General features: G+C 72.5%; 22 protein-coding genes, 1 pseudogene and 1 riboswitch. Of the genes and pseudogenes, 14 read left to right on the forward strand and 9 right to left on the reverse strand.

Going from position 1 to position 17,271, the window contains the following annotated elements; translation table 11 throughout:
- The first annotated feature begins 4 nt into the window (after nucleotides 1-4).
- The 6 genes from LRS14_RS07040 (at nucleotide 5) to LRS14_RS07065 (ending at nucleotide 3,506) form a co-directional block, all read left to right on the forward strand.
- Nucleotides 5-859 carry a protein-glutamate O-methyltransferase CheR gene (locus LRS14_RS07040; RefSeq protein ID WP_232315308.1) on the forward strand — a complete coding sequence of 285 codons (855 nt, stop codon included), beginning with the start codon at nucleotides 5-7 and terminating at the stop codon, nucleotides 857-859.
- An 80-nt stretch (nucleotides 860-939) separates the two neighbouring features.
- A complete protein-coding gene (locus tag LRS14_RS07045; RefSeq protein WP_232315297.1) occupies nucleotides 940-1,518 on the forward strand; it encodes a chemotaxis protein CheB in 579 nt (192 codons plus the stop codon).
- Nucleotides 1,515-1,967, forward strand: coding sequence for a two-component system response regulator (locus LRS14_RS07050; protein ID WP_257799070.1), 453 nt, complete (start codon nucleotides 1,515-1,517; stop codon nucleotides 1,965-1,967). The genes LRS14_RS07045 and LRS14_RS07050 overlap by 4 nt, the downstream gene beginning before the upstream one ends.
- The gene (locus tag LRS14_RS07055; RefSeq protein WP_257799071.1) at nucleotides 1,880-2,644 is read left to right on the forward strand and encodes a sensor histidine kinase KdpD; all 765 of its coding nucleotides are present in this window, start codon (nucleotides 1,880-1,882) and stop codon (nucleotides 2,642-2,644) included. The genes LRS14_RS07050 and LRS14_RS07055 overlap by 88 nt, the downstream gene beginning before the upstream one ends.
- 34 nt (nucleotides 2,645-2,678) lie before the next feature.
- The gene (locus LRS14_RS07060) at nucleotides 2,679-2,954 is read left to right on the forward strand and encodes a DUF4212 domain-containing protein (RefSeq protein WP_257799073.1); all 276 of its coding nucleotides are present in this window, start codon (nucleotides 2,679-2,681) and stop codon (nucleotides 2,952-2,954) included.
- 81 nt (nucleotides 2,955-3,035) lie between these two features.
- Complete coding sequence (locus tag LRS14_RS07065) at nucleotides 3,036-3,506, forward strand: hypothetical protein (protein WP_257799075.1); 471 nt, start codon at nucleotides 3,036-3,038, stop codon at nucleotides 3,504-3,506.
- Here the strand turns inward: LRS14_RS07065 and LRS14_RS07070 are convergent.
- The 3 genes from LRS14_RS07070 to LRS14_RS07080 all read right to left on the reverse strand — a co-directional run bounded on the left by LRS14_RS07070 (nucleotide 3,495) and on the right by LRS14_RS07080 (nucleotide 9,142).
- Nucleotides 3,495-3,980, reverse strand: a complete 486-nt coding sequence (locus LRS14_RS07070) for a 6,7-dimethyl-8-ribityllumazine synthase (RefSeq protein WP_046112221.1) — start codon at nucleotides 3,978-3,980, stop codon at nucleotides 3,495-3,497. The genes LRS14_RS07065 and LRS14_RS07070 overlap by 12 nt on opposite strands.
- 78 nt (nucleotides 3,981-4,058) lie before the next feature.
- Nucleotides 4,059-4,212: riboswitch (FMN riboswitch) on the reverse strand.
- Nucleotides 4,213-4,220: 8 nt separating this feature from the next.
- Nucleotides 4,221-8,726, reverse strand: a complete 4,506-nt coding sequence (locus tag LRS14_RS07075; RefSeq protein WP_257799076.1) for a PAS domain-containing protein — start codon at nucleotides 8,724-8,726, stop codon at nucleotides 4,221-4,223.
- The gene (locus tag LRS14_RS07080; RefSeq protein WP_052736178.1) at nucleotides 8,723-9,142 is read right to left on the reverse strand and encodes a response regulator; all 420 of its coding nucleotides are present in this window, start codon (nucleotides 9,140-9,142) and stop codon (nucleotides 8,723-8,725) included. Before LRS14_RS07080 ends, LRS14_RS07075 begins: the two co-directional genes overlap by 4 nt.
- Nucleotides 9,143-9,336: 194 nt before the next feature.
- Here LRS14_RS07080 and LRS14_RS07085 point away from each other — a divergent pair, with 194 nt between their 5' ends.
- Genes LRS14_RS07085 through LRS14_RS07110 form a run of 6 tightly spaced genes read left to right on the forward strand, consistent with a single transcriptional unit; the run spans nucleotide 9,337 to nucleotide 13,047 of the window.
- Complete coding sequence (locus LRS14_RS07085) at nucleotides 9,337-10,521, forward strand: pyridoxal phosphate-dependent aminotransferase (RefSeq protein WP_257799077.1); 1,185 nt, start codon at nucleotides 9,337-9,339, stop codon at nucleotides 10,519-10,521.
- Between the two features lie 8 nt (nucleotides 10,522-10,529).
- The gene (ybgC, locus tag LRS14_RS07090) at nucleotides 10,530-10,946 is read left to right on the forward strand and encodes a tol-pal system-associated acyl-CoA thioesterase (protein ID WP_046112399.1); all 417 of its coding nucleotides are present in this window, start codon (nucleotides 10,530-10,532) and stop codon (nucleotides 10,944-10,946) included.
- The gene (gene tolQ, locus LRS14_RS07095; protein ID WP_046112223.1) at nucleotides 10,943-11,623 is read left to right on the forward strand and encodes a protein TolQ; all 681 of its coding nucleotides are present in this window, start codon (nucleotides 10,943-10,945) and stop codon (nucleotides 11,621-11,623) included. Before ybgC ends, tolQ begins: the two co-directional genes overlap by 4 nt.
- A gap of 12 nt (nucleotides 11,624-11,635) precedes the next feature.
- Nucleotides 11,636-12,061, forward strand: coding sequence for a biopolymer transporter ExbD (locus LRS14_RS07100; RefSeq protein WP_046112224.1), 426 nt, complete (start codon nucleotides 11,636-11,638; stop codon nucleotides 12,059-12,061).
- Between the two features lie 6 nt (nucleotides 12,062-12,067).
- Complete coding sequence (locus LRS14_RS07105) at nucleotides 12,068-12,835, forward strand: hypothetical protein (RefSeq protein ID WP_257799078.1); 768 nt, start codon at nucleotides 12,068-12,070, stop codon at nucleotides 12,833-12,835.
- Complete coding sequence (locus tag LRS14_RS07110; RefSeq protein ID WP_257799079.1) at nucleotides 12,814-13,047, forward strand: energy transducer TonB; 234 nt, start codon at nucleotides 12,814-12,816, stop codon at nucleotides 13,045-13,047. Before LRS14_RS07105 ends, LRS14_RS07110 begins: the two co-directional genes overlap by 22 nt.
- Here LRS14_RS07110 and LRS14_RS07115 read toward each other — a convergent pair.
- From LRS14_RS07115 to LRS14_RS07130, 5 genes and pseudogenes are all read right to left on the reverse strand, one after another.
- Nucleotides 13,044-13,499, reverse strand: a complete 456-nt coding sequence (locus LRS14_RS07115) for a DoxX family protein (protein WP_046112226.1) — start codon at nucleotides 13,497-13,499, stop codon at nucleotides 13,044-13,046. The two genes, LRS14_RS07110 and LRS14_RS07115, sit on opposite strands and share 4 nt — an antisense overlap.
- On the reverse strand, nucleotides 13,496-14,035 hold the full coding sequence (locus tag LRS14_RS07120) for a hypothetical protein (protein WP_257799080.1): 540 nt from the start codon (nucleotides 14,033-14,035) through the stop codon (nucleotides 13,496-13,498). Before LRS14_RS07120 ends, LRS14_RS07115 begins: the two co-directional genes overlap by 4 nt.
- Before the next feature lie 41 nt (nucleotides 14,036-14,076).
- Nucleotides 14,077-14,418, reverse strand: a pseudogene (locus LRS14_RS30635) (putative DNA-binding domain-containing protein); the annotation flags it as partial.
- Complete coding sequence (locus LRS14_RS07125; RefSeq protein ID WP_257799081.1) at nucleotides 14,331-15,188, reverse strand: DUF692 domain-containing protein; 858 nt, start codon at nucleotides 15,186-15,188, stop codon at nucleotides 14,331-14,333. The pseudogene LRS14_RS30635 and the gene LRS14_RS07125, both read right to left, overlap by 88 nt.
- A 26-nt stretch (nucleotides 15,189-15,214) precedes the next feature.
- Entirely contained in the window at nucleotides 15,215-15,487 is a 273-nt protein-coding gene (locus tag LRS14_RS07130) for a DUF2282 domain-containing protein (RefSeq protein ID WP_046112228.1), read from the reverse strand.
- A 140-nt stretch (nucleotides 15,488-15,627) separates the two neighbouring features.
- Between LRS14_RS07130 and LRS14_RS07135 the strand changes: the two genes are divergently transcribed.
- Entirely contained in the window at nucleotides 15,628-16,191 is a 564-nt protein-coding gene (locus LRS14_RS07135) for a sigma-70 family RNA polymerase sigma factor (protein WP_046112229.1), read from the forward strand.
- 16 nt (nucleotides 16,192-16,207) lie between these two features.
- A complete protein-coding gene (locus tag LRS14_RS07140) occupies nucleotides 16,208-16,435 on the forward strand; it encodes a hypothetical protein (RefSeq protein ID WP_046112230.1) in 228 nt (75 codons plus the stop codon).
- Nucleotides 16,436-16,462: 27 nt separating this feature from the next.
- Here LRS14_RS07140 and pcp read toward each other — a convergent pair whose 3' ends face one another.
- Nucleotides 16,463-17,146 carry a pyroglutamyl-peptidase I gene (pcp, locus tag LRS14_RS07145; RefSeq protein ID WP_257799082.1) on the reverse strand — a complete coding sequence of 228 codons (684 nt, stop codon included), beginning with the start codon at nucleotides 17,144-17,146 and terminating at the stop codon, nucleotides 16,463-16,465.
- Between the last annotated feature and the right edge of the window lie 125 nt (nucleotides 17,147-17,271).

Here is a 17,271-nt window from a genome sequence, read left to right on the forward strand (position 1 = left end):
CACCCTGGGCGAGCACGCCACCACCCCCGCCGCGGCGCTGCAGGAAGAACAGCTGTTCGACCTGGAGATCCGGCTGCTGCTGGAGGCGGTGTACCAGCGCTGGCAGCACGATTTCCGCGACTACGCCATCAGCTCGCTGCGCCGGCGCATGCGCCAGGCGATGGCGCATTTCCACTGCGACAGCCTCTCGGCGCTGCAGGGCCGCGTGCTGCACGAGCCGGAGGTGTTCGCGCAGATGCTGCAGTTCTTCACCGTGCAGGTCAGCGAGATGTTCCGCGACCCCAGCTACTTCCGCGCGCTGCGCGAGCAGGTGCTGCCGGTGCTGCGCACCTACCCGTCGCTGAAGATCTGGGTGGCCGGCTGCAGCCATGGCGAGGAGGTGTGGTCGCTGGCCATCCTGCTGGCCGAGGAAGGGCTGCTGTCGCGCACCATCCTCTATGCCACCGACATCAATGCCGCGGCGCTGCAGCGCGCGGAGGCCGGCATCTATCCGCTGGACCGCGTGGCCGGCTTCAGCCGCAACTACCTGGCCGCGGGCGGGCGCGGCTCGCTCTCCGACCACTACACCAGCGCCTACGGCGGCGTGGCCTTCGACCGTCGGCTCAAGCAGCAGATCGTGTTCGCGGACCACAGCCTGGCCACCGACAGCGTGTTTTCCGAGGTGCATTTCGTCTCTTGCCGCAACGTGCTCATCTACTTCAAACGCCCGCTGCAGGACCGCGCGCTGGGCTTGTTTGCCGAGGCGCTGGTGCGCCGCGGCTTCCTCGGCCTGGGCCTGCGCGAGACGGTGCAGTTCAGCGGCCACGCCGGTGCCTTCGAGCCGGTGGTGCCCGACCAACGCATCTACCGCAAGGTATGAGCGCCGCCGCCCGACCGCCCGAAGGCGGCGCCTCCTCCTGGAAGGATCCCGCGCAGCGGGACGGTGCGCCAGTGAACACGGTGCCTGAGCCGTTCCGGCCGGAGGCGGTGGTCATCGGTGCCTCCGCCGGTGGCGTGCAGGCGCTGCAGACGCTGCTGGCCGCGGTGCCCGCGCACTTCCCGGCGGCCATCGCGGTGGTGCTGCACCTGCCGCCCGACCGGCCGAGCGCGCTGGCCTCGTTGCTGGGCGCGAGCTGCGCGCTGCCCGTGGCCGAGGCCATCGACAAGCAGCCGATGCTGCCCGGACAGGTGCTGCTGGCGCCGCCCGACTACCACCTGCTGGTGGAGCCCGACCGCAGCGTGGCGCTGTCGGTGGATGCACCGCTGCTGTATTCGCGCCCCGCCATCGACCCGCTGTTCGAAAGCGCGGCCATCGCCTACGGCCCGGCGCTGCTGGGCATCGTGCTCACCGGCGCCAGCCGCGACGGCAGCGAAGGCTTGGCCGCGGTGCGGCGGCAAGGCGGCCAGGCCTGGGTGGAGGCACCCTCCACCGCCCTTGTCTCCACCATGCCGGCGGCCGCGCTGGCCCACGCCGGCGCCGACCTGGTGGCGCCCCTGGACGAACTGGGCGCCCGCCTGGGTGCATGGGCCTGTCGATGATGACGACGACGACGCGAACCCCCGAACGTGACGACGTCAACCTGCTGGTGGTCGACGACGTGCAGCAGAACCTCATCGCGATGCAGGCCCTGCTGGCCCGCCCCGGCGTGCAGGTGCTCACCGCCCGCAGCGGCCCCGAGGCGCTGGAACTGCTGCTGACGCAGGACATCGCGCTGGCGCTGCTGGACGTGCAGATGCCGGGCATGGACGGCTTCGAGCTGGCCGAGCTGATGCGCGGCGCCGAACGCACCCGCGGCGTGCCCATCATCTTCCTGACCGCGGCGCCGCGCGACGGCCAGCGGCTGTTCCGCGGCTACGAGGCCGGCGCGGTGGACTTCCTCTACAAGCCGATCGACCCCGAGTGCTGCGCAGCAAGGTGGCGGTGTTCGTCGAGCTGTTCGAGCAGCGCCGTGCGCTGGCGCAGACGGTGGGCGAGCTGCAGCGCGTGATCGCGCTCAACGAGGCGATGGTCGCGGTGCTGACGCACGACCTGCGCACGCCGCTGCAGGCGATGATGGCCGGCGCGGACCTGATCCGCCGCAAGTCGGCCGACAGCGGCGCCCGCAACGCGGCCGACGGCATCCGCTCCAGCGGCCAGCGCATGAACCGCATGATCGCGCAGCTGCTGGACTTCTCGCGCATCCGCTCGGGCTCGCTGCGCATCGACAAGGCACCCTCCGACCTGGGCGCGCTGTGCGCCACGGTGCTGGACGAGATCCGCCAGGCGCGGCCCGATGCCCACATCCAGCTGCATACCGAAGGCGACCTGAACGCCAGCTTCGACCCCGACCGGCTGATGCAGGTGATCGCCAACCTGGTGACCAATGCGGTGCAGCACGGCGCGCCCGACCAGCCGGTGGAGCTGCGGCTGGACGGCACGCGGGCCGAGGTCATCGCGGTGGAGGTGAGCAACACCGGCACCCTGCCGCCGGCGGTGCGCGAGCGGCTGTTCGAGCCTTTCCGCACCAGCAGCGCCAGCAGCGGCGGCCTCGGGCTGGGCCTGTACATCGTGGCGCAGTTCCTGGAAGCGCACGGCGGCCAGGTGCAGGGCCGCTCCAGCGACGAGGGGCGCACCGTGTTCAGCTTCTCGCTGCCACGCGGACTGCCGATGGCCAGCGCGGCATAGCCGGCCGCCTGCGGCCCGCCGCACAATGCGGGCCATGTCCGGCCCCGCAACCTCACGCTACTGGCAACGCAATCGCCGCCTGATCGGCGCGCTGCTGGGCGTGTGGTCGGTGGCCACCTTCGGCGTGCTGTTCTTCGCCCGCGAGCTGATGTTCCAGTGGCTCAACTGGCCGTTCGCCTTCTGGTTCGCGGCGCAGGGCGCGCTGCTGATGTACGTGGCCATCATCGCGCTGTATGCGCGGCTGATGAACCGGGCCGACGAGCAAGCGCGCCAGGCCCCGCAGGCCGAGGCTGCGCCGCCAGGCCCTTGAAGCGGGCGCCGATGCGCGCGGCCCGCCGCGCCGACGCGGCAGGCAGTGAGGGCGCGCCGGTCCGCCGGCCTCGCCAGCAGCGTGTTCTGGCCGCTGACCCTGGCCCTGGTGCAGGCGCTGGGCTGGCGCGCCCGTCCGCCGCCGCTGCGCGATGCCCGGCTGTGCTGGCTGGGCGCGGCCCTCGCGGCACAGGGTTTCGTGATCGCCGCCATGGCCACGGGGATGCTGGATCTGCTCGCCGGCGACCGGCTGGCGCCGCAGCGGCTGGGCGCCCTCACCTTCGGCCTGCTGCCCGCGGGCTTGCTGCTGCCTGGCATCGGCAGCCCGGCCGTGGCCGGTTGCATTGCCTTCGTGGTGATGTATGGCGCCGGCCTGGGGCTGCTGACGCTGGTGCGGGCGGCCGCGCCGCTGCGCCTGTTCGGGCCTGGACCTTATGCGCTGGTCGCAGGCGCGCTGGCCACGCCGGCGGTACTGGCCCGCGCGGCCGGATCGGCGGCCTATGCGATGGCCTGGCGCGGCCGGGCGCTGCGGCCGCCGGCCTCAGCCGGCTGAAGCGGGCAGCCGCGCCAGTGCGGCCACGGTGGCCAGGCAGGCCCGCGCGGCCTCGCCGCCCTTGACCACGAAGTGCTCGGTGAAGTAGCGGCGGTGCTCCGCATGCTCGTGGAAATGGTGCGGTGTCAGCACCGCCGAGATGACCGGCACGCCGGTGTCCAGCTGCACCCGCATCAGGCCGTCGATCACCGCATGGGCGACGAAGTCGTGGCGGTAGATGCCGCCGTCCACCACCAGGCCGCAGCCGACGATGGCGGCATAACGGCCTGAACGCGCCAGGCGCTGCGCATGCAGCGGGATCTCGAACGCGCCCGGCACGTCGAACACGTCCACCGCATCGGGCGGCACGTCGCGCTGTTCGAGCTCGGCGAAGAAGGCCTCGCGGGCGCGGCCGACGATGTCGGCATGCCAGCCCGCCTGGATGAAGGCGAAGCGCGGGCGTTGCGAGGAAGCGGAAGCGGAAGGCTGATTCATGGAGGGCCTGTTGCAAGGTTGACCAGAATCAGGGCGCACGGGCGCAGCGGCCCGCCGCACCGTCACGTGCCGCAGGCCATGCGCTCTCTTTCATCCGGACTGTGACCGTCGGCCCCGGCATCGCACCGGGTCTGCTGACCCCGGCCTGCAGCAGGCCGGGCGCTCGCGGGCTCATGCGGCCGCAGCCGCCATCACCGCCGGTGGGGAATTCCACCCCGCCCTGAGAACGTGGCGCGCAGTCTATGCGCCGGCCGAAGAGCCCGGTGGCAGCAGGTCTTCGATCAGCGCCGCGGCTTGCTCGAAGTCCAGCTCGTCGATGCGGGCGGCCAGCGCGTCGAACTGGGTGCGGCCCACCGCCTGCTGCAGCGCCGGCGCGAGCGCCTGGAAGCGCGGCAGCGCATTCAGGTCCTGGGCCCGCAGCAGGGCCTGCAGCCGGCGCAGGGCCTCGGTGTCCAGCGGCGCCTGCGCGGCGGCGCCATCCCGCGCCTGCTGCTGTTGCCGGGCGCGCGCCAGCAGCACCGGCTGCGCCTGGGCCATCAGCGCGGCCAGCGCGTGGGCCAGGGCCGCCATGGCAGGCGGCACGGCCGTGGCGCCGGGCTCCGCCAGCAGCGCGGCTTCGGCCTCGCCCGCCAGCCGCTGCACCGCCAGCGCGCCCAGGGTGCCGGCCGAGCCGCGCAGCTTGTGCACCCGCGCGGCCAGCGGCGGCGGGCTGGCGGACCCGTGGGCCGGCGCGGTCTCGCTGAGCTCCGCCAGGTCGCCGAACTCGTCCAGCATGCGGCCCAGCAGTCGGACGAAGAGGTCGGCATCGCCACCCAGCCGCACCGCGGCGCCTTCGGCGTCGATGCCCTCGATGGCCGGCCAGTCGGCCGGCAGGCCGATGCCGTCGCCGGGCGCCACCGCCAGCGCCCGGCCCCGTGCCCGCTCCACATGGCGGCGCACGCAGCGCACCAGCGAGCGTGCATCCAGCGGCTTGGCCACGAAGTCGTTCATGCCGGCCTCGAACACCCGCTGCCGCTCGGCCAGCATCGCACCCGCGGTCAGCGCCACCACCGGCAGCGCCTGCAGCGCCGGTTCCTGGCGCAGCCGGCGCGTGGCCTCCAGGCCGTCCATCACCGGCATCTGCACGTCCATCAGCACCAGGTCCACTCCGCCTTCTCCGCCGCGCAGATGCTCCAGCGCATCACGGCCGTTGACGCAGGCCACCACGCTGGCACCCTCGCGTTCCAGCACCCGGCGCGCCACCTCCAGGTTGACCTCGCTGTCGTCCACCACCATCACCCGCACGCCGGGCAGCCAGCGCAGCGACTGGCCGTCCAGCCGCGTGGCCTCCAGCAGCGCGCCACCACGGCCGAAGCGGCGCAGCGCCTGGTTCACCGCATTGAATAGCGCGGCCGCGCACACCGGTTCCCGCAGCCAGGCATCGGCGCCCTCCAGCGGTTGTGCATCGGCCGGCGCCGCCACCGCGGCCGGCGCCGGCACGCACACCAGCACCAGCGCCGGCTGGCCCGGGGCCGGGACGGCGGCCCGCCAGTCGTTCAGCAGGGCTGCGGCCTGCTCGGCCGGCGGCCGTGCCGCGTCGATCACCAGCACGTCGGCGGCGGCCAGCCGGCCGGCGCTGCGCTCGGGTCCGGCGGCCAGCTCGTCGGCCTGCCAACCCAGGGCCTTGGCGGCGCCCAGCAGCGCCGGCCGCTGCTCGCTGCCCTGGCCGGCCACCAGCAGCCGCATCGTGCCGGCGGCGGCCGGCCCGGGCGCGCCTTCGTCCTCGCGTGCCAGGCCCAGTGGCAGCACCACCCAGAACTCGCTGCCCTCGCCGGGGCGGCTGTGCACGCCCACCTCGCCGCCCATCAGCCCGGCCAGCCGGCGCACGATGGACAGGCCCAGGCCCGTGCCGCCGAAGCGGCGGGTGGTGGAGGCATCGGCCTGGGTGAAGGGCGCGAACAGCCGCTGCTGCACCTCCGGCGCGATGCCGATGCCGGTGTCGCGCACCGTCCAGCACAGCCACGCCCGCTCGTCCTGCCGGTGCAGCACCTCCACGTCCAGCGAGACGATGCCCTGCTCGGTGAACTTGATGGCATTGCTCAGCAGGTTGGTGAGGATCTGCCGCACGCGGGTGGCGTCGCCGCGCACATGGCGCGGCACGCCGGCCAGCGCCGGCATGCGCAGGGCCAGGCCCTTGCCGTCGGCCTGCACCGACAGCACCTCGGTCAGCTCGGCCAGCAGCCGCGCCAGGTCGAAGGGTGCCTCCTCCAGCAGCATCTCGCCGGCCTCGATCTTCGACAGGTCGAGCACGTCGTCGATGACCCCCATCAGCGCCCGGCCGGCGGTCTGGATGCGCTGGATGAAGCCGCGCTGCTCGGCATCCAGCGCCGATTGCTCCAGCAGGTACGACAGCCCCATCACCGCATTGAGCGGCGTGCGGATCTCGTGGCTCATGTTGGCCAGGAACTGGCTCTTGGCGATGTTGGCCAGCTCGGCCTGCGCGGTGCGTTCCTCCAGCTGCAACTGCACCGTCTTCAGCTCCGTCACGTCCATCACCACCGAGACGAAGCCGTGCACGCCGTGCTCGTCGCGGTCGGGCAGGTAGTGCAGCCAGTAGTGCACGGTGCTGCCGTCGGGCAGCTGGCGGCTGCGCTCGGCACGCACGCGCTCGCCGCGCAGCGCGGCCCGCATCAGCGGCTCGTTCAGCGCATACAGCTCGGGGCCGAACAGCTCGCGCTGGGTGCGGCCGACCATCTCGGCCGGGTCCAGCCCCAGCCAGCTGCGGTAGGCCTTGTTGGCGAAGGTGCAGCGCATGTCGGTGTCCCAGTGCGCCAGCACGCCGGGAAAGGCATCCATGGCCAGCCGCAGCAACCGTTCGCGGTCGGCCAGCTCGCGCTGGGCGCCGCGGCTTTCCTGCACCAGCGCATCGAGGCGGCGGCGCTGCTCGGTCAGCTCGGTGATGTCGTGCACCAGCACGTACAGGCCGCGCACCTCGCCGTCCACCTTGTCGGGTACGTAGTGGGCCAGGGTATGGCGCTCGGGCAGGCCGTGCATCGCCGGGAAGGTGCGCTCGAAGGTCTGCGGCTCGCCAGCCAGCGCGGCCAGCAGGTGCGGCTCGTTGCTGCGGAAGATTTCCGGGCTCATCACCGAGCGCAGGTTGCGCCCGGGCATGGCGCCGCGCGGCAGGCCGAACCAGTGGTGGTATGCATCGTTGGCAAAGCGGTTGTCCAGGTGACGGTCCCAGTAGCCGACCATGGAAGGCAGCGCGTCCAGCAGCGTCTGCAGGTCGCGACGGGCGCCTTCCAGCGCGGCGGTGCGGTCCAGCACCTGCTGCTCCAGGGTGGCACTCAGCTCGCGCAGCCGGCGCTCGGCGGCCTTGCGTGCGCCCACGTCGCGGATGGTCATGCCCACGCCCTGCAGCCGGCCGTGGGCATCGCGGATGGGCGAGACCGCGATGGACACCTCGGCCAGCGAGCCGTCGCGCACCCGGCACACGGCATCGAAGGGCGGCACCGACTCGCCGCGCGCCATGCGCTCGCGCAGGCCCTCGTGCGGCAGCGTGCCGTCCTGCGCCAGCAGCACGCTGGACAGCGGCTGGCCCATGGCCTCGGCCGCGCCGTAGCCGAAGATGCGTTCGGCCGCATGGTTCCAGCCGATCACCGTGCCCGCCATCGACTCGCCGATGATCGCGTCGCTGGAGGTCTGCAGGATGCCGGCCAGCCGGCTCTGGTGCAGCCGCGCCCGCAGCTCCGCACGCCGGTTGCGCAGCACCACATAGCCCAGCGCCGCCAGCAGCAGCGAGGCGACGACACCCCCGGCGAACACCCGCGTCGGCGACACCAGGTTCAGCCCCTGCATGAAGGCCGGCTGCGCCCGCAGCTCCAGGTGCCAGGCCCGGCCGAACAGCTCCCGCTGCAGCTGGATGCCCAGGTCGGCGGTCGCGCCGGCATGGAAGCCCGGCGATGCGAAGAAGTGCTCCGCCGGCCCGCCCGGCTGGCTGTCGGCCACGCCGATGGCGAAGCCCACCTCGCGCAGCGCCACCTCCCTGAGCACGTCGTCGATCGACAGCGGCGCATACACCCAGCCGATGCCCGCCGCCTGCCGCTGCTCGGGCGTGTCCACTGGCAGGCCCGGGGCATACACCGGCAGCAGCAGCAGGAAGGAATGCATCGGCCGTTCGCGCGCCTGCACCAGCGTGATGGGCGCGGTGAGCGCGGCCCGGCCGCTGGCCAGGGCCTGCAGCGCGGCGTTGCGGCGGCGGGCCTCGGAGGCGATGTCCAGCCCCACGGCATTGGGCCCGCGCTCCACCGGCTCGATGTAGAGGATGACGAAGCGCTCGCCCGCATGCGGCGCGAAATGCTGCACCCCGAAGGTGGGCCAGCCGTCGCGCCGCGCGGCCTCGATGAAGGCCACCTCCTCGTCCACCGGCACGCGCCGGATGAAGCCGAAGCCGCGCGCGCCGGGAAACTCGCGGTCGATGTCGCGGGACAGGTGGTAGCGGCGGAACACCTCGCGGCTCAGGCGGTCGCCGGCGGCCATCACCACGCCGCGTGCGCCGCGCAGGCCCTTTTCATAGTCCTGCATGCGGGCCATCAGCCGGTCGGCCACGCGGCCGGCCTGCTGCTCGAAGCGGGACTGGGCGAAGGCCTGGTTCAGCTGCGACTGCTGCAACGCCAGCAGCGCCGCCACCAGCAGCCCGGCCAGCAGCAGCGCGATCGCGCCGGCCGCGGGCTGGTGAAGCGCGCGCCACGGCCGGGCGCTGGTCAAGCGGCGTCCTCCCCGCGGCGGCGAGGCACCACGCCACCGTCCGCGGCCGCCTGCAGCAGCGCCTGCGCGCAGGCCAGCAGGCGCTGCGGCTGCGGCGGCTTCATCTGGAAGGCCACCCCGGGCTGCTCGCACCAGGCCTGCACCCGGGCATCCGGCTCGCTGCCGCTCATCAGCAGCACCGGCACCGTGGCCAGCGGCGCCGAGGCGCGCATCTCGGCCAGCAGCTGCAGCCCCGGCAGGTCGGGCAGGTTCAGGTCCAGCAGCACCAGGTTGGGGATCGCCTGGCGGGCCAGCCGCAGGCCGTCGGCGCCCCGCTTGGCGAAGCGCACCTTGCCCAGCGACCGCAGGCATGCGCCCACCACCACGATGACGGTGGGATCGTCGTCGACGATGAGAAGGTCATGTGGCGCGTTCATCGTTCACCGGCGGACTGCTGTGCTGCAAGCATTCTGAGTGGCCCCGGTGCGTGCCTTCGATAGGCGCATGCCCTGCCCTGGGGACGTCCTGCGGCAGGGGCAATCGCGGGGCCGGCCCCGGGCCGCGGCTTTAGACTGGCGGCTTTTGCCCCGGCCCGCCCGGCCCGGGCCGTGCCGTGCCAACGCCTTCCCAGATGCCGCTCCCGCTCGCCGACCGACTGCAGTTCATCGATCCGTTCTACGTGATGGAGTGCGCCAAGGCGGCCGACGAGATCGCCCGCAGCCCGGCCTGCGACCCCGCCCAAGGCGGCCGGCCGATGATCTACCTGAACATCGGCGAACCCGACTTCACCGCCCCGCCGCCAGTGCTGCAGGCCGCGCAGGCCTGCCTGGCCGCCGGCCGCACCCAATACACCGCGGCCACCGGCCTGCCGGCGCTGCGAGAAGCCATCAGCCGCTGGTATGCCGAGCGCTTCGGTCTGGAAGTGCCGGCGCGCCGCATCGTCGTCACCGCGGGCGCCTCGGCCGCATTGCAGCTGGCCACGCTGGCGCTGGTGAACCCGGGCGACCAGGTGCTGCTGCCCGACCCCAGCTACCCCTGCAACCGGCACTTCGTGGCCGCGGCGGGCGGCCAGGCGGTGTTGCTGCCGGCCGGTGCTCAGTCCCGCTTCCAGCTGGATGCGGCCGCGGTGCAGGCCGCCTGGGGGCCGCACACCCGCGGCGTGCTGCTGGCCTCGCCCTCCAATCCCACCGGCACCTCCATCGCGCCGGACGAGATGCGCCGCATCGTCGACGTGGTGCGCGAGCGCCACGGCTTCGCCATCGTCGACGAGATCTACCTCGGCCTGAGCTACGACGATCATTTCGCGGCCAGCGCGCTGCAGCTGGGCGAGGACGTCATCTCGATCAACAGCTTCAGCAAGTACTTCAGCATGACCGGCTGGCGGCTGGGCTGGATGGTGCTGCCCGAGCGGCTGGTGGCCCCGGTGGAGCGGCTGGCGCAGAACCTGTTCATCTGCGCCTCCAGCATCGCCCAGCAGGCCGCGCTGGCCTGCTTCCTGCCCGAGTCCATCGCCACCTACGAGGACCGCCGCGCCGCCTTCCGCGCCCGGCGCGACTTCATCGTGCCGGCGCTGCAAAGCCTGGGCTTCGGCGTGCCGGTGGTGCCGGACGGCGCCTTCTACGTATGGGCCGACGTCAGCGCCCATGCAGCCAGCAGCTGGGACTTCTGCTTCAGCATGATGGACAAGGCCCACGTGGCCCTGACCCCCGGCCGCGACTTCGGCCCGGCGGCCGGCGAGCGCTACATGCGGCTGTCCTTCGCCAACAGCCTGCCGCAACTGGAGGAAGCCGTGCGCCGGCTTTCCCAGGCGCTGTGACCGGCGCCGTGAAGCCGCACTTCGAATATCCGGTGCGGGTGTACTGGGAGGACACCGACGCCGGCGGCGTGGTGTTCTATGCCAATTACCTGAAGTTCTTCGAACGGGCGCGCACCGAATGGCTGCGCAGCCTGGGCCATGAGCAGCAGCGGCTGAAGGACGAGGGCGGCGCGATGTTCGTCGTCACCGACACCCGCACCCGCCACCTGAAGCCGGCCCGGCTCGACGACTTGCTTCACATCGACGTGGTACTGGCGGAACGAAGCCGTGCCACGCTCACGCTGCGCCAGCATGCGCGCCGCGCGGGCGAGCTGCTTGCCGAGGGCGAGGTGCGCATCGCCTGCGTCGAGCCCGGAACCTTCCGCCCGCGCCGCATTCCGAATCCCCTTCTCGAAGCGATGCCCGACATCGCCATGCATCCATGAACCAGGACATGTCCATCATCTCGCTCGTGCTGGAAGCGAGCTTCGTCGTGCAACTCGTGATGGCCGGGCTGCTCACCGTCTCGCTCATCAGCTGGACGGTGATCTTCGGCAAGCTGGTGGGCCTGAAGCGCGTGCGCGGCCTGAACGAAGGCTTCGAGCGCGAGTTCTGGTCCGGCCGCAGCCTGACCGAGCTGCAGCAGGCGGCCACCTCCTCCAAGACCACCGCGCCGATGGAGCGCATCTTCGCCAGCGGCATGCGCGAATTCCTGAAGCTGCGCGAGAAGCGGCTGGACGGCGGTGCGCAACTGGACGGCGCCCGCCGCGCCATGCGCGCCAGCTACCAGCGCGAGCTGGACGTGATCGAGAGCAACCTGAGCTTCCTCGGCTCGGTGGCCTCGGTCAGCCCGTACGTGGGCCTGTTCGGCACGGTGTGGGGGATCATGCATGCCTTCGTCGGCCTGGCCAACCTGCAGCAGGTGTCGCTGGCCACGGTGGCCCCCGGCATCGCCGAGGCGCTGGTGGCCACGGCCATCGGCCTGTTCGCGGCCATTCCGGCGGTGATCGCCTACAACCGCTTCGCCCGCGACATCGACCGCATCGCCACGCAGCTGGAGACCTTCATCGAGGAGTTCTCCAACATCCTGCAACGCAACGCCACGCAGCCCGCCGCGCGCTGAAGGGCCCCGACCATGGCAGCACTCAACTCCCGAGGCGGCGGCCGCCGGCGCCGTGCGATGAACGAGATCAACATGGTCCCGTTCATCGACGTGATGCTGGTGCTGCTGATCATCTTCATGGTCAGCGCGCCGCTCATCACCACCGCCACCATCGACGTGCCCACCGTGGGCAAGGCCAGGCAGGCCGAGAGCCGCAAGATCGATGTGCAGGTGGCGCTGGACGGCAGCATGAAGCTGGCCTCCGAAGGCAACGAGCGCAGCATCACGCTGAAGGAACTGGCCGCCAACGTGCGCGCCGCGCAGGCCGGCGACGCGCAGGTGCCGGTGGTGATCGCGGCCGACCGCAACGTCAAGTACGACACCGTGGTGAAGGTGATGGACACGCTGCAGCGCGCGGGCATCCAGCGCGTGGGCCTGTCGGTCAAGGCGGGGGGCTGAACGCGGATGGCCGACGAACAAGCCGTCGACGTGCTGCGCCCGCAACAACCGGGCGGCATGCGGGCCGGCGCCGTGGCTGCGGTGCTGGCGCACCTGGCGCTGGTGGGCGCCATCGCGCTGGCCGTGAAGTGGCGCGTGAGCGAGCCCGAGGGCACCACCGCCGAGCTGTGGGCCGCCAACACCACCGAAGCCGCGCCGCGCGGCGAGCCGCCGCCGCCAGCCCCCACGCCGGCGCCCGCGCCCGCCCCGGCTCCTGAGCCGCCGCCCCCGCCGCCTCCTCCCGCCCCGGCACCCGCGCCGGTGCCGGCGCCCCCGCCGCGGCCCTCGCCGGCCGAGCGCGATGCCGAGATCGCGGTGGAGAAGGCGAAGAAGGAGAAGGAACGCCAGGCCGAGCTGGCCCGTGAACGCGAGCGCGAGAAGCAGCGGGAGCAGGAACGCGAACGCCAGGAGGAGCGCCGCGAACGCGAGGCCCGGCAGAAGGCAGAGCGCCAGAAGGCCGAGGAACAGGCGCGGCGCGAGAAGGCGGAGGAAGAGAAGAAGGAACGGGCCGAGCAGCAGGCCAAGGCCGCCCGCGAGAAGGCCGAGCGGGACAAGGCCGAGAAGGCCGCCGAGGCCCGTCGGGAGCAGCTGCGCAAGGACCAGCTGGCCCGCATGATGGGCCAGGCCGGCGCCACCGGCGCACCGGATGCCACCGGCACCGCCCAGCGCGCCGCGGGCCCTCGGCCAGCTATGCGGGCCGCATCATCGCCCGCGTGCGGCCCAACATCGTGCTGACGGACGAGGTGCCCGGCAGCCCGGTGGCGGTGGTGGAGGTGCGCGCCGCGCCCGACGGCACCATCCTGGGCCGCCGCCTGGTCAAGGCCAGCGGCGTGAAGGCCTGGGACGATGCGGTGCTGCGTGCCATCGACCGCACCGACACCCTGCCGCGCGACGTGGACGGGCGGGTGCCGTCGTCGATGGAGATCGTGTTCCGGCGGGGCGACTAGCGGCCGCGCCGCACCCACCACCCATCCACCGACCAACGCCCCGGCCCCCACAGCAGCAGGCCCAGCAGCAGGCTGCCCCAGAACACATGCTGCTGCAGCGCGGCCTCGCCGATGTCGGGCAGGCTGACGACGGCCACCGCATTGACGACGAACAGGCCCAGCGCAGCGAAGCGGCCGGCCAGGCCGAGCACCAGCAGCACCGGCAGCACCAGCTCGCCCGCCGTGCCCATCAGCGCAGCCACTTCCGGCGGCAGCAATGGCACGCGGTATTCGTCGGTGAACAGCGCGACGGTGATCTCCCAGTCGCGCAGCTTGGTCAGGCCGGACAGGAAGAACACCTGGGCCAGGTACAGCCGGGCGGCCAGCTGGGCCAGCGGCTGGGCCGCTTCGAGCGCGCCGACGATGCGGCGCTGCCAGGCCTGCAGGGCCGTGGCGGGAGTGATGCTGTTCATGGGGACTCTCCTTCCGGCGCCACCGGCGGCAACACCCGCACGCCGGCCAACCGGTCTTGTTGCAATGCCTCGCCCAGCCAGCTGGCGAAGTCGAGATCGGGCGCTGCATCCAGCGCCTCGGACAGCACCTGCCCGGCCAGCAGTGCCCGCGTGAAGTCGCTGGCCGCCGGGCCCAGCGCCGCCACGCGCACATGCCAGCCCTGTCGCCACACCGCGGCCGCTTCGCCACGCCGCACGGCCATCGCGGCGCGCACGTCGGCGAAGCGGTCCGCCGGCTGCGGCTGGCCTTCGGGCAGCGGCTGGTGCGCCTGCCAGATGGTCACCACCGGCCAGCGAGAGCGCAGCAGTGCCGTGCCGGGCACCAGCAGCAGCTGCAGCCGGTCGGGATCGGTGTCGCCCAGCCGCTCCAGGGCCCGCACCGTGGCCGGCGCATCGGCCGCGCGTGCAGCCTGGTGCACCAGCCAGTCCAGCCGGGCCACGTCGGGCAGGTAGGGCTCGCTGGCCAGCGTGGGGCTGTCGGCGATGAAGGCCGGCAAGCCGGACCCGAATTCACCGAGGTCGCCCCGCCTGGGGGCTGGGCGCGCCAGAACACCCGCGCCAGCGCGGCCATCGATTCGCCGCCGATGAGCGCGGCCACGGTGGGATACGCCGCAGCCAGCGCACGTTCGGCCGCCGCGCCGGCATTGGCCTGGTAGACCTGCAGGCCGCGCGCCAGGCCGGCCTGCGGCGCCCGCAGTGCCAGCCCCGGGCCCGGCACATGGCCGCCAGGCTGCACCGCGCCCAGCAGCGCGGCCTGCCGCGCCGCCTCGCGGCCGGAGGTATCGGCGGCGCTCACAGGCCCGCCTCCTGGCGCTGCAGCGCATCGGCCCGCGCGGCTTCTTCCAGCAGCACGTCCAGCACAGGCAGGTCGGTGTCCCATTCGATCAGCGTGGGCACGGGGCCCAGGCGCCGCACCGCATGGGCATACAGCTGCCACACCGGCGGATGCACCCGGCTGCCATGGTCGTCCACCACGATGTCGCCGCTGTCGTCGTAGCCGGCCAGGTGGATCTCGCCCACCTGCCGCGCGTCCAGCGCATCGACCCAGGCCCGGCCTTCGGCCAGCGGATCGAGGCCCGCATTCAGCGCATTGACGGCGATGTTGTTCAGGTCCAGCAGCAGCCAGCAGCCGGTACGGCGGGCCAGCTCATTGAAGAACTGCGGCTCGGCCAGCGTGTCGTCGGCCCAGCCCAGGTAGGCGGCCAGGTTCTCCACGCCGATGGGCCGGCGCAGCCGCTCCTGCACCCGCTGCACGTTGCTGCACAGGATGCGCAGCGATTCGTCGTTGAAGCCCAGCGGCAGCAGGTCGTTGCCATGCACCACCGGCCCGCCGGCCGCCTGCGGCGCGCGGGCGAAGCAGGCATGGTCGGACACGCGCACCGGCTGCATGCGCTGCACCAGCATGGCCAGCCGGTCCAGGTGCCAGGCATCCAGACCGGCCGCCGAGCCCAGCGCCAGGCCCACGCCATGCAGGCTCAGCGCATAGGCCTCGCGGGCCTGCGCCAGCACCGCCAGCGCGGCACCGCCTTCGGCGAAGTAGTTCTCCGAATGCACCTCGATGAAGCCCAGCGCCGGCCGGCGCTGCAGCAGCTCGGCCTCGTGCGGCTGGCGCCAGCCAATGCCGGCGGCGGGTGCAGGCGTGGAATGCATGGCGCGGGCGGTCAGGGTTCGTGCGCTCAGCTCTTGGCCTTGGCCGCTTCCTCGGCGGTCATGCCCTTCATGTCCTTGCAGGTGCCCTTGGCCACGTACTTCCATTCGTCCGGTGCGTTGTCGGTCTTGGCCTGGCCGGCGCAGCTGTGGGTCTTGCTGAGGTTGGCGCAATCGTTCTGGCCGGCCTTGGCGATGCCGTAGCACTTCTCCTTGCCCTTGTCCTGCGCGGCGGCGTGGCCGGCCAGGCCGAGGGCCAGCACCGAGGCAAGGGCGGAAGAGGCGATGAGGCGGTGGTTCATGAGGATGCTCCGTTGAAGGACTGAAGGAAGTTGGGATGGTCGTCGAGGACCGGCATACCGGCAACGCTGCCGGCCTGCTTCAGTCGACGGTACCCACCGCTACTTACACTGCGGCCGACAAAAAACTTTCCTTCGTGCCCATGAGTGATTTCGCGCGTCAGGTCGAAAGCCTGCGTCCCCAGCTGCTGCGCTTTGCCCGCACGCAGTTGCGCAACGAGGCCTGGGCCGAGGATGCGGTATCCGACACCTTGCTGGCTGCGCTGGAACGGCCGCAGGCCTTCGGTGGCCAGTCGCAGCTCAAGACCTGGCTGGTGGGCATCCTCAAGCACAAGGTGGTGGACCAGCTGCGACGCCATGCACGCGAAGCCACGGTGCTGGTGGACGAGGACGGCGAGGACCTGGACGAGCTGCTGTTCACGCCCCAGGGCCATTGGCGCGAGCCACCGGCGGCCTGGGCCAGCCCGGAGGCCTCGCTGGGCGAGCGCCAGTTCCTCGAGGTGCTGGAAGCCTGCGTGCAGCATCTGCCGCCCGCCCAGGGCCGCGTGTTCATGATGCGCGAGTGGCTGGAGCTGGACAGCGAAGAAATCTGCAAGGAATTGCGCATCACCCCGACCAACCTCTGGGTGCTGCTGCACCGCGCGCGGCTGCGGCTGCGCGAGTGCCTGGACCTGCGCTGGTTCCAACGTGCCAGCCGCCCCGCCTGATGTTGCGACGACACCCATGAAGCTGATGCCCAACTGCCGCGAAACCACCCGCCTGGTGCTGGCCGGCGAAGACCGCCGCCTGCGGCTGGGCGAGCGCATCGGCGTGCGCCTGCACCTGATGGCATGCCACGGGTGCACGCATTTCTCGGCGCAGGTGCTCGTGATGCGCGAGGCCATGAAGCAGTGGCGCGCCGGCCGGGACGGCCCGGCCGATCCCCCGCTGCCCAGGCGGCCTCACGACTGACCGCGCGGCCGCAAGTCCCACGACGCCTCAATCCAGCGCGCCGCCGCCGCGCTGCAGGTCCTGCCCCTGCCAGCCCAGCGCCACCTGCAGCGCCAGCACCACGGCCTCGATCTGCAGCACGAGCGCCAGGCTGGGCGGCGACACGCCCGCGGCCAGCGCCGCCTGCTGCGGCAGCAGCGGCACATGCATGAAGCCGCTGCGCACGCCGCTGCCGGCCAGCCGGTGCTGCAGCCCGAAGAACACATGGTTGCAGACGAAGGTGCCGGCGGTCTGCGACACCGATGCCGGATGGCCCGCCGCCTTCAGCGCCGCCACGATGGCCTTGATGGGCAGGGTGCTGAAGTAGGCCGCTGGCCCATCCGCCACCACCGGCAGGTCCACCGGCTGCGCGCCGGCGTTGTCGGGGATGCGCGCGTCGTCGACGTTGATGGCCACGCGCTCCACCGACAGGTCGGTGCGGCCGTCGGCCTGGCCCAGGGCCAGCACCAGCCGGGGCCGATGCAGGGCCAGTGCTTCATCCAGCGCCCGCAACGACTGGCCGAACACGCAGGGCAGCACCACGCCGACCACCTGCGCCGCCGGGCCGCCGGGCAACTCCAGCTGGCGGCCGTGCAGCGCCCGGGCCACCGCGCCACTGGGGTTGAGCGGCATGCCGCCAAAGGGCTCGAAGCCGGTGACGAGCACCGTGGGAAGGGCTTGACTGCTGTGCATCGCTGCATTCTGGCCCGCCGCGTACACCTCTTCACAGGCGTCGGAACATGACTACAGGCATTGCCGAGCCGGCCCGACAGGCGCGCCGCGCAGCGCTGCCTACAGTTTCCGTATCGCGCCCAGGC

Origin of the sequence: Aquincola sp. J276, from assembly GCF_024700035.1 — a bacterium.
Taxonomy (GTDB): Bacteria; Pseudomonadota; Gammaproteobacteria; order Burkholderiales; family Burkholderiaceae_C; genus Aquincola; species Aquincola tertiaricarbonis.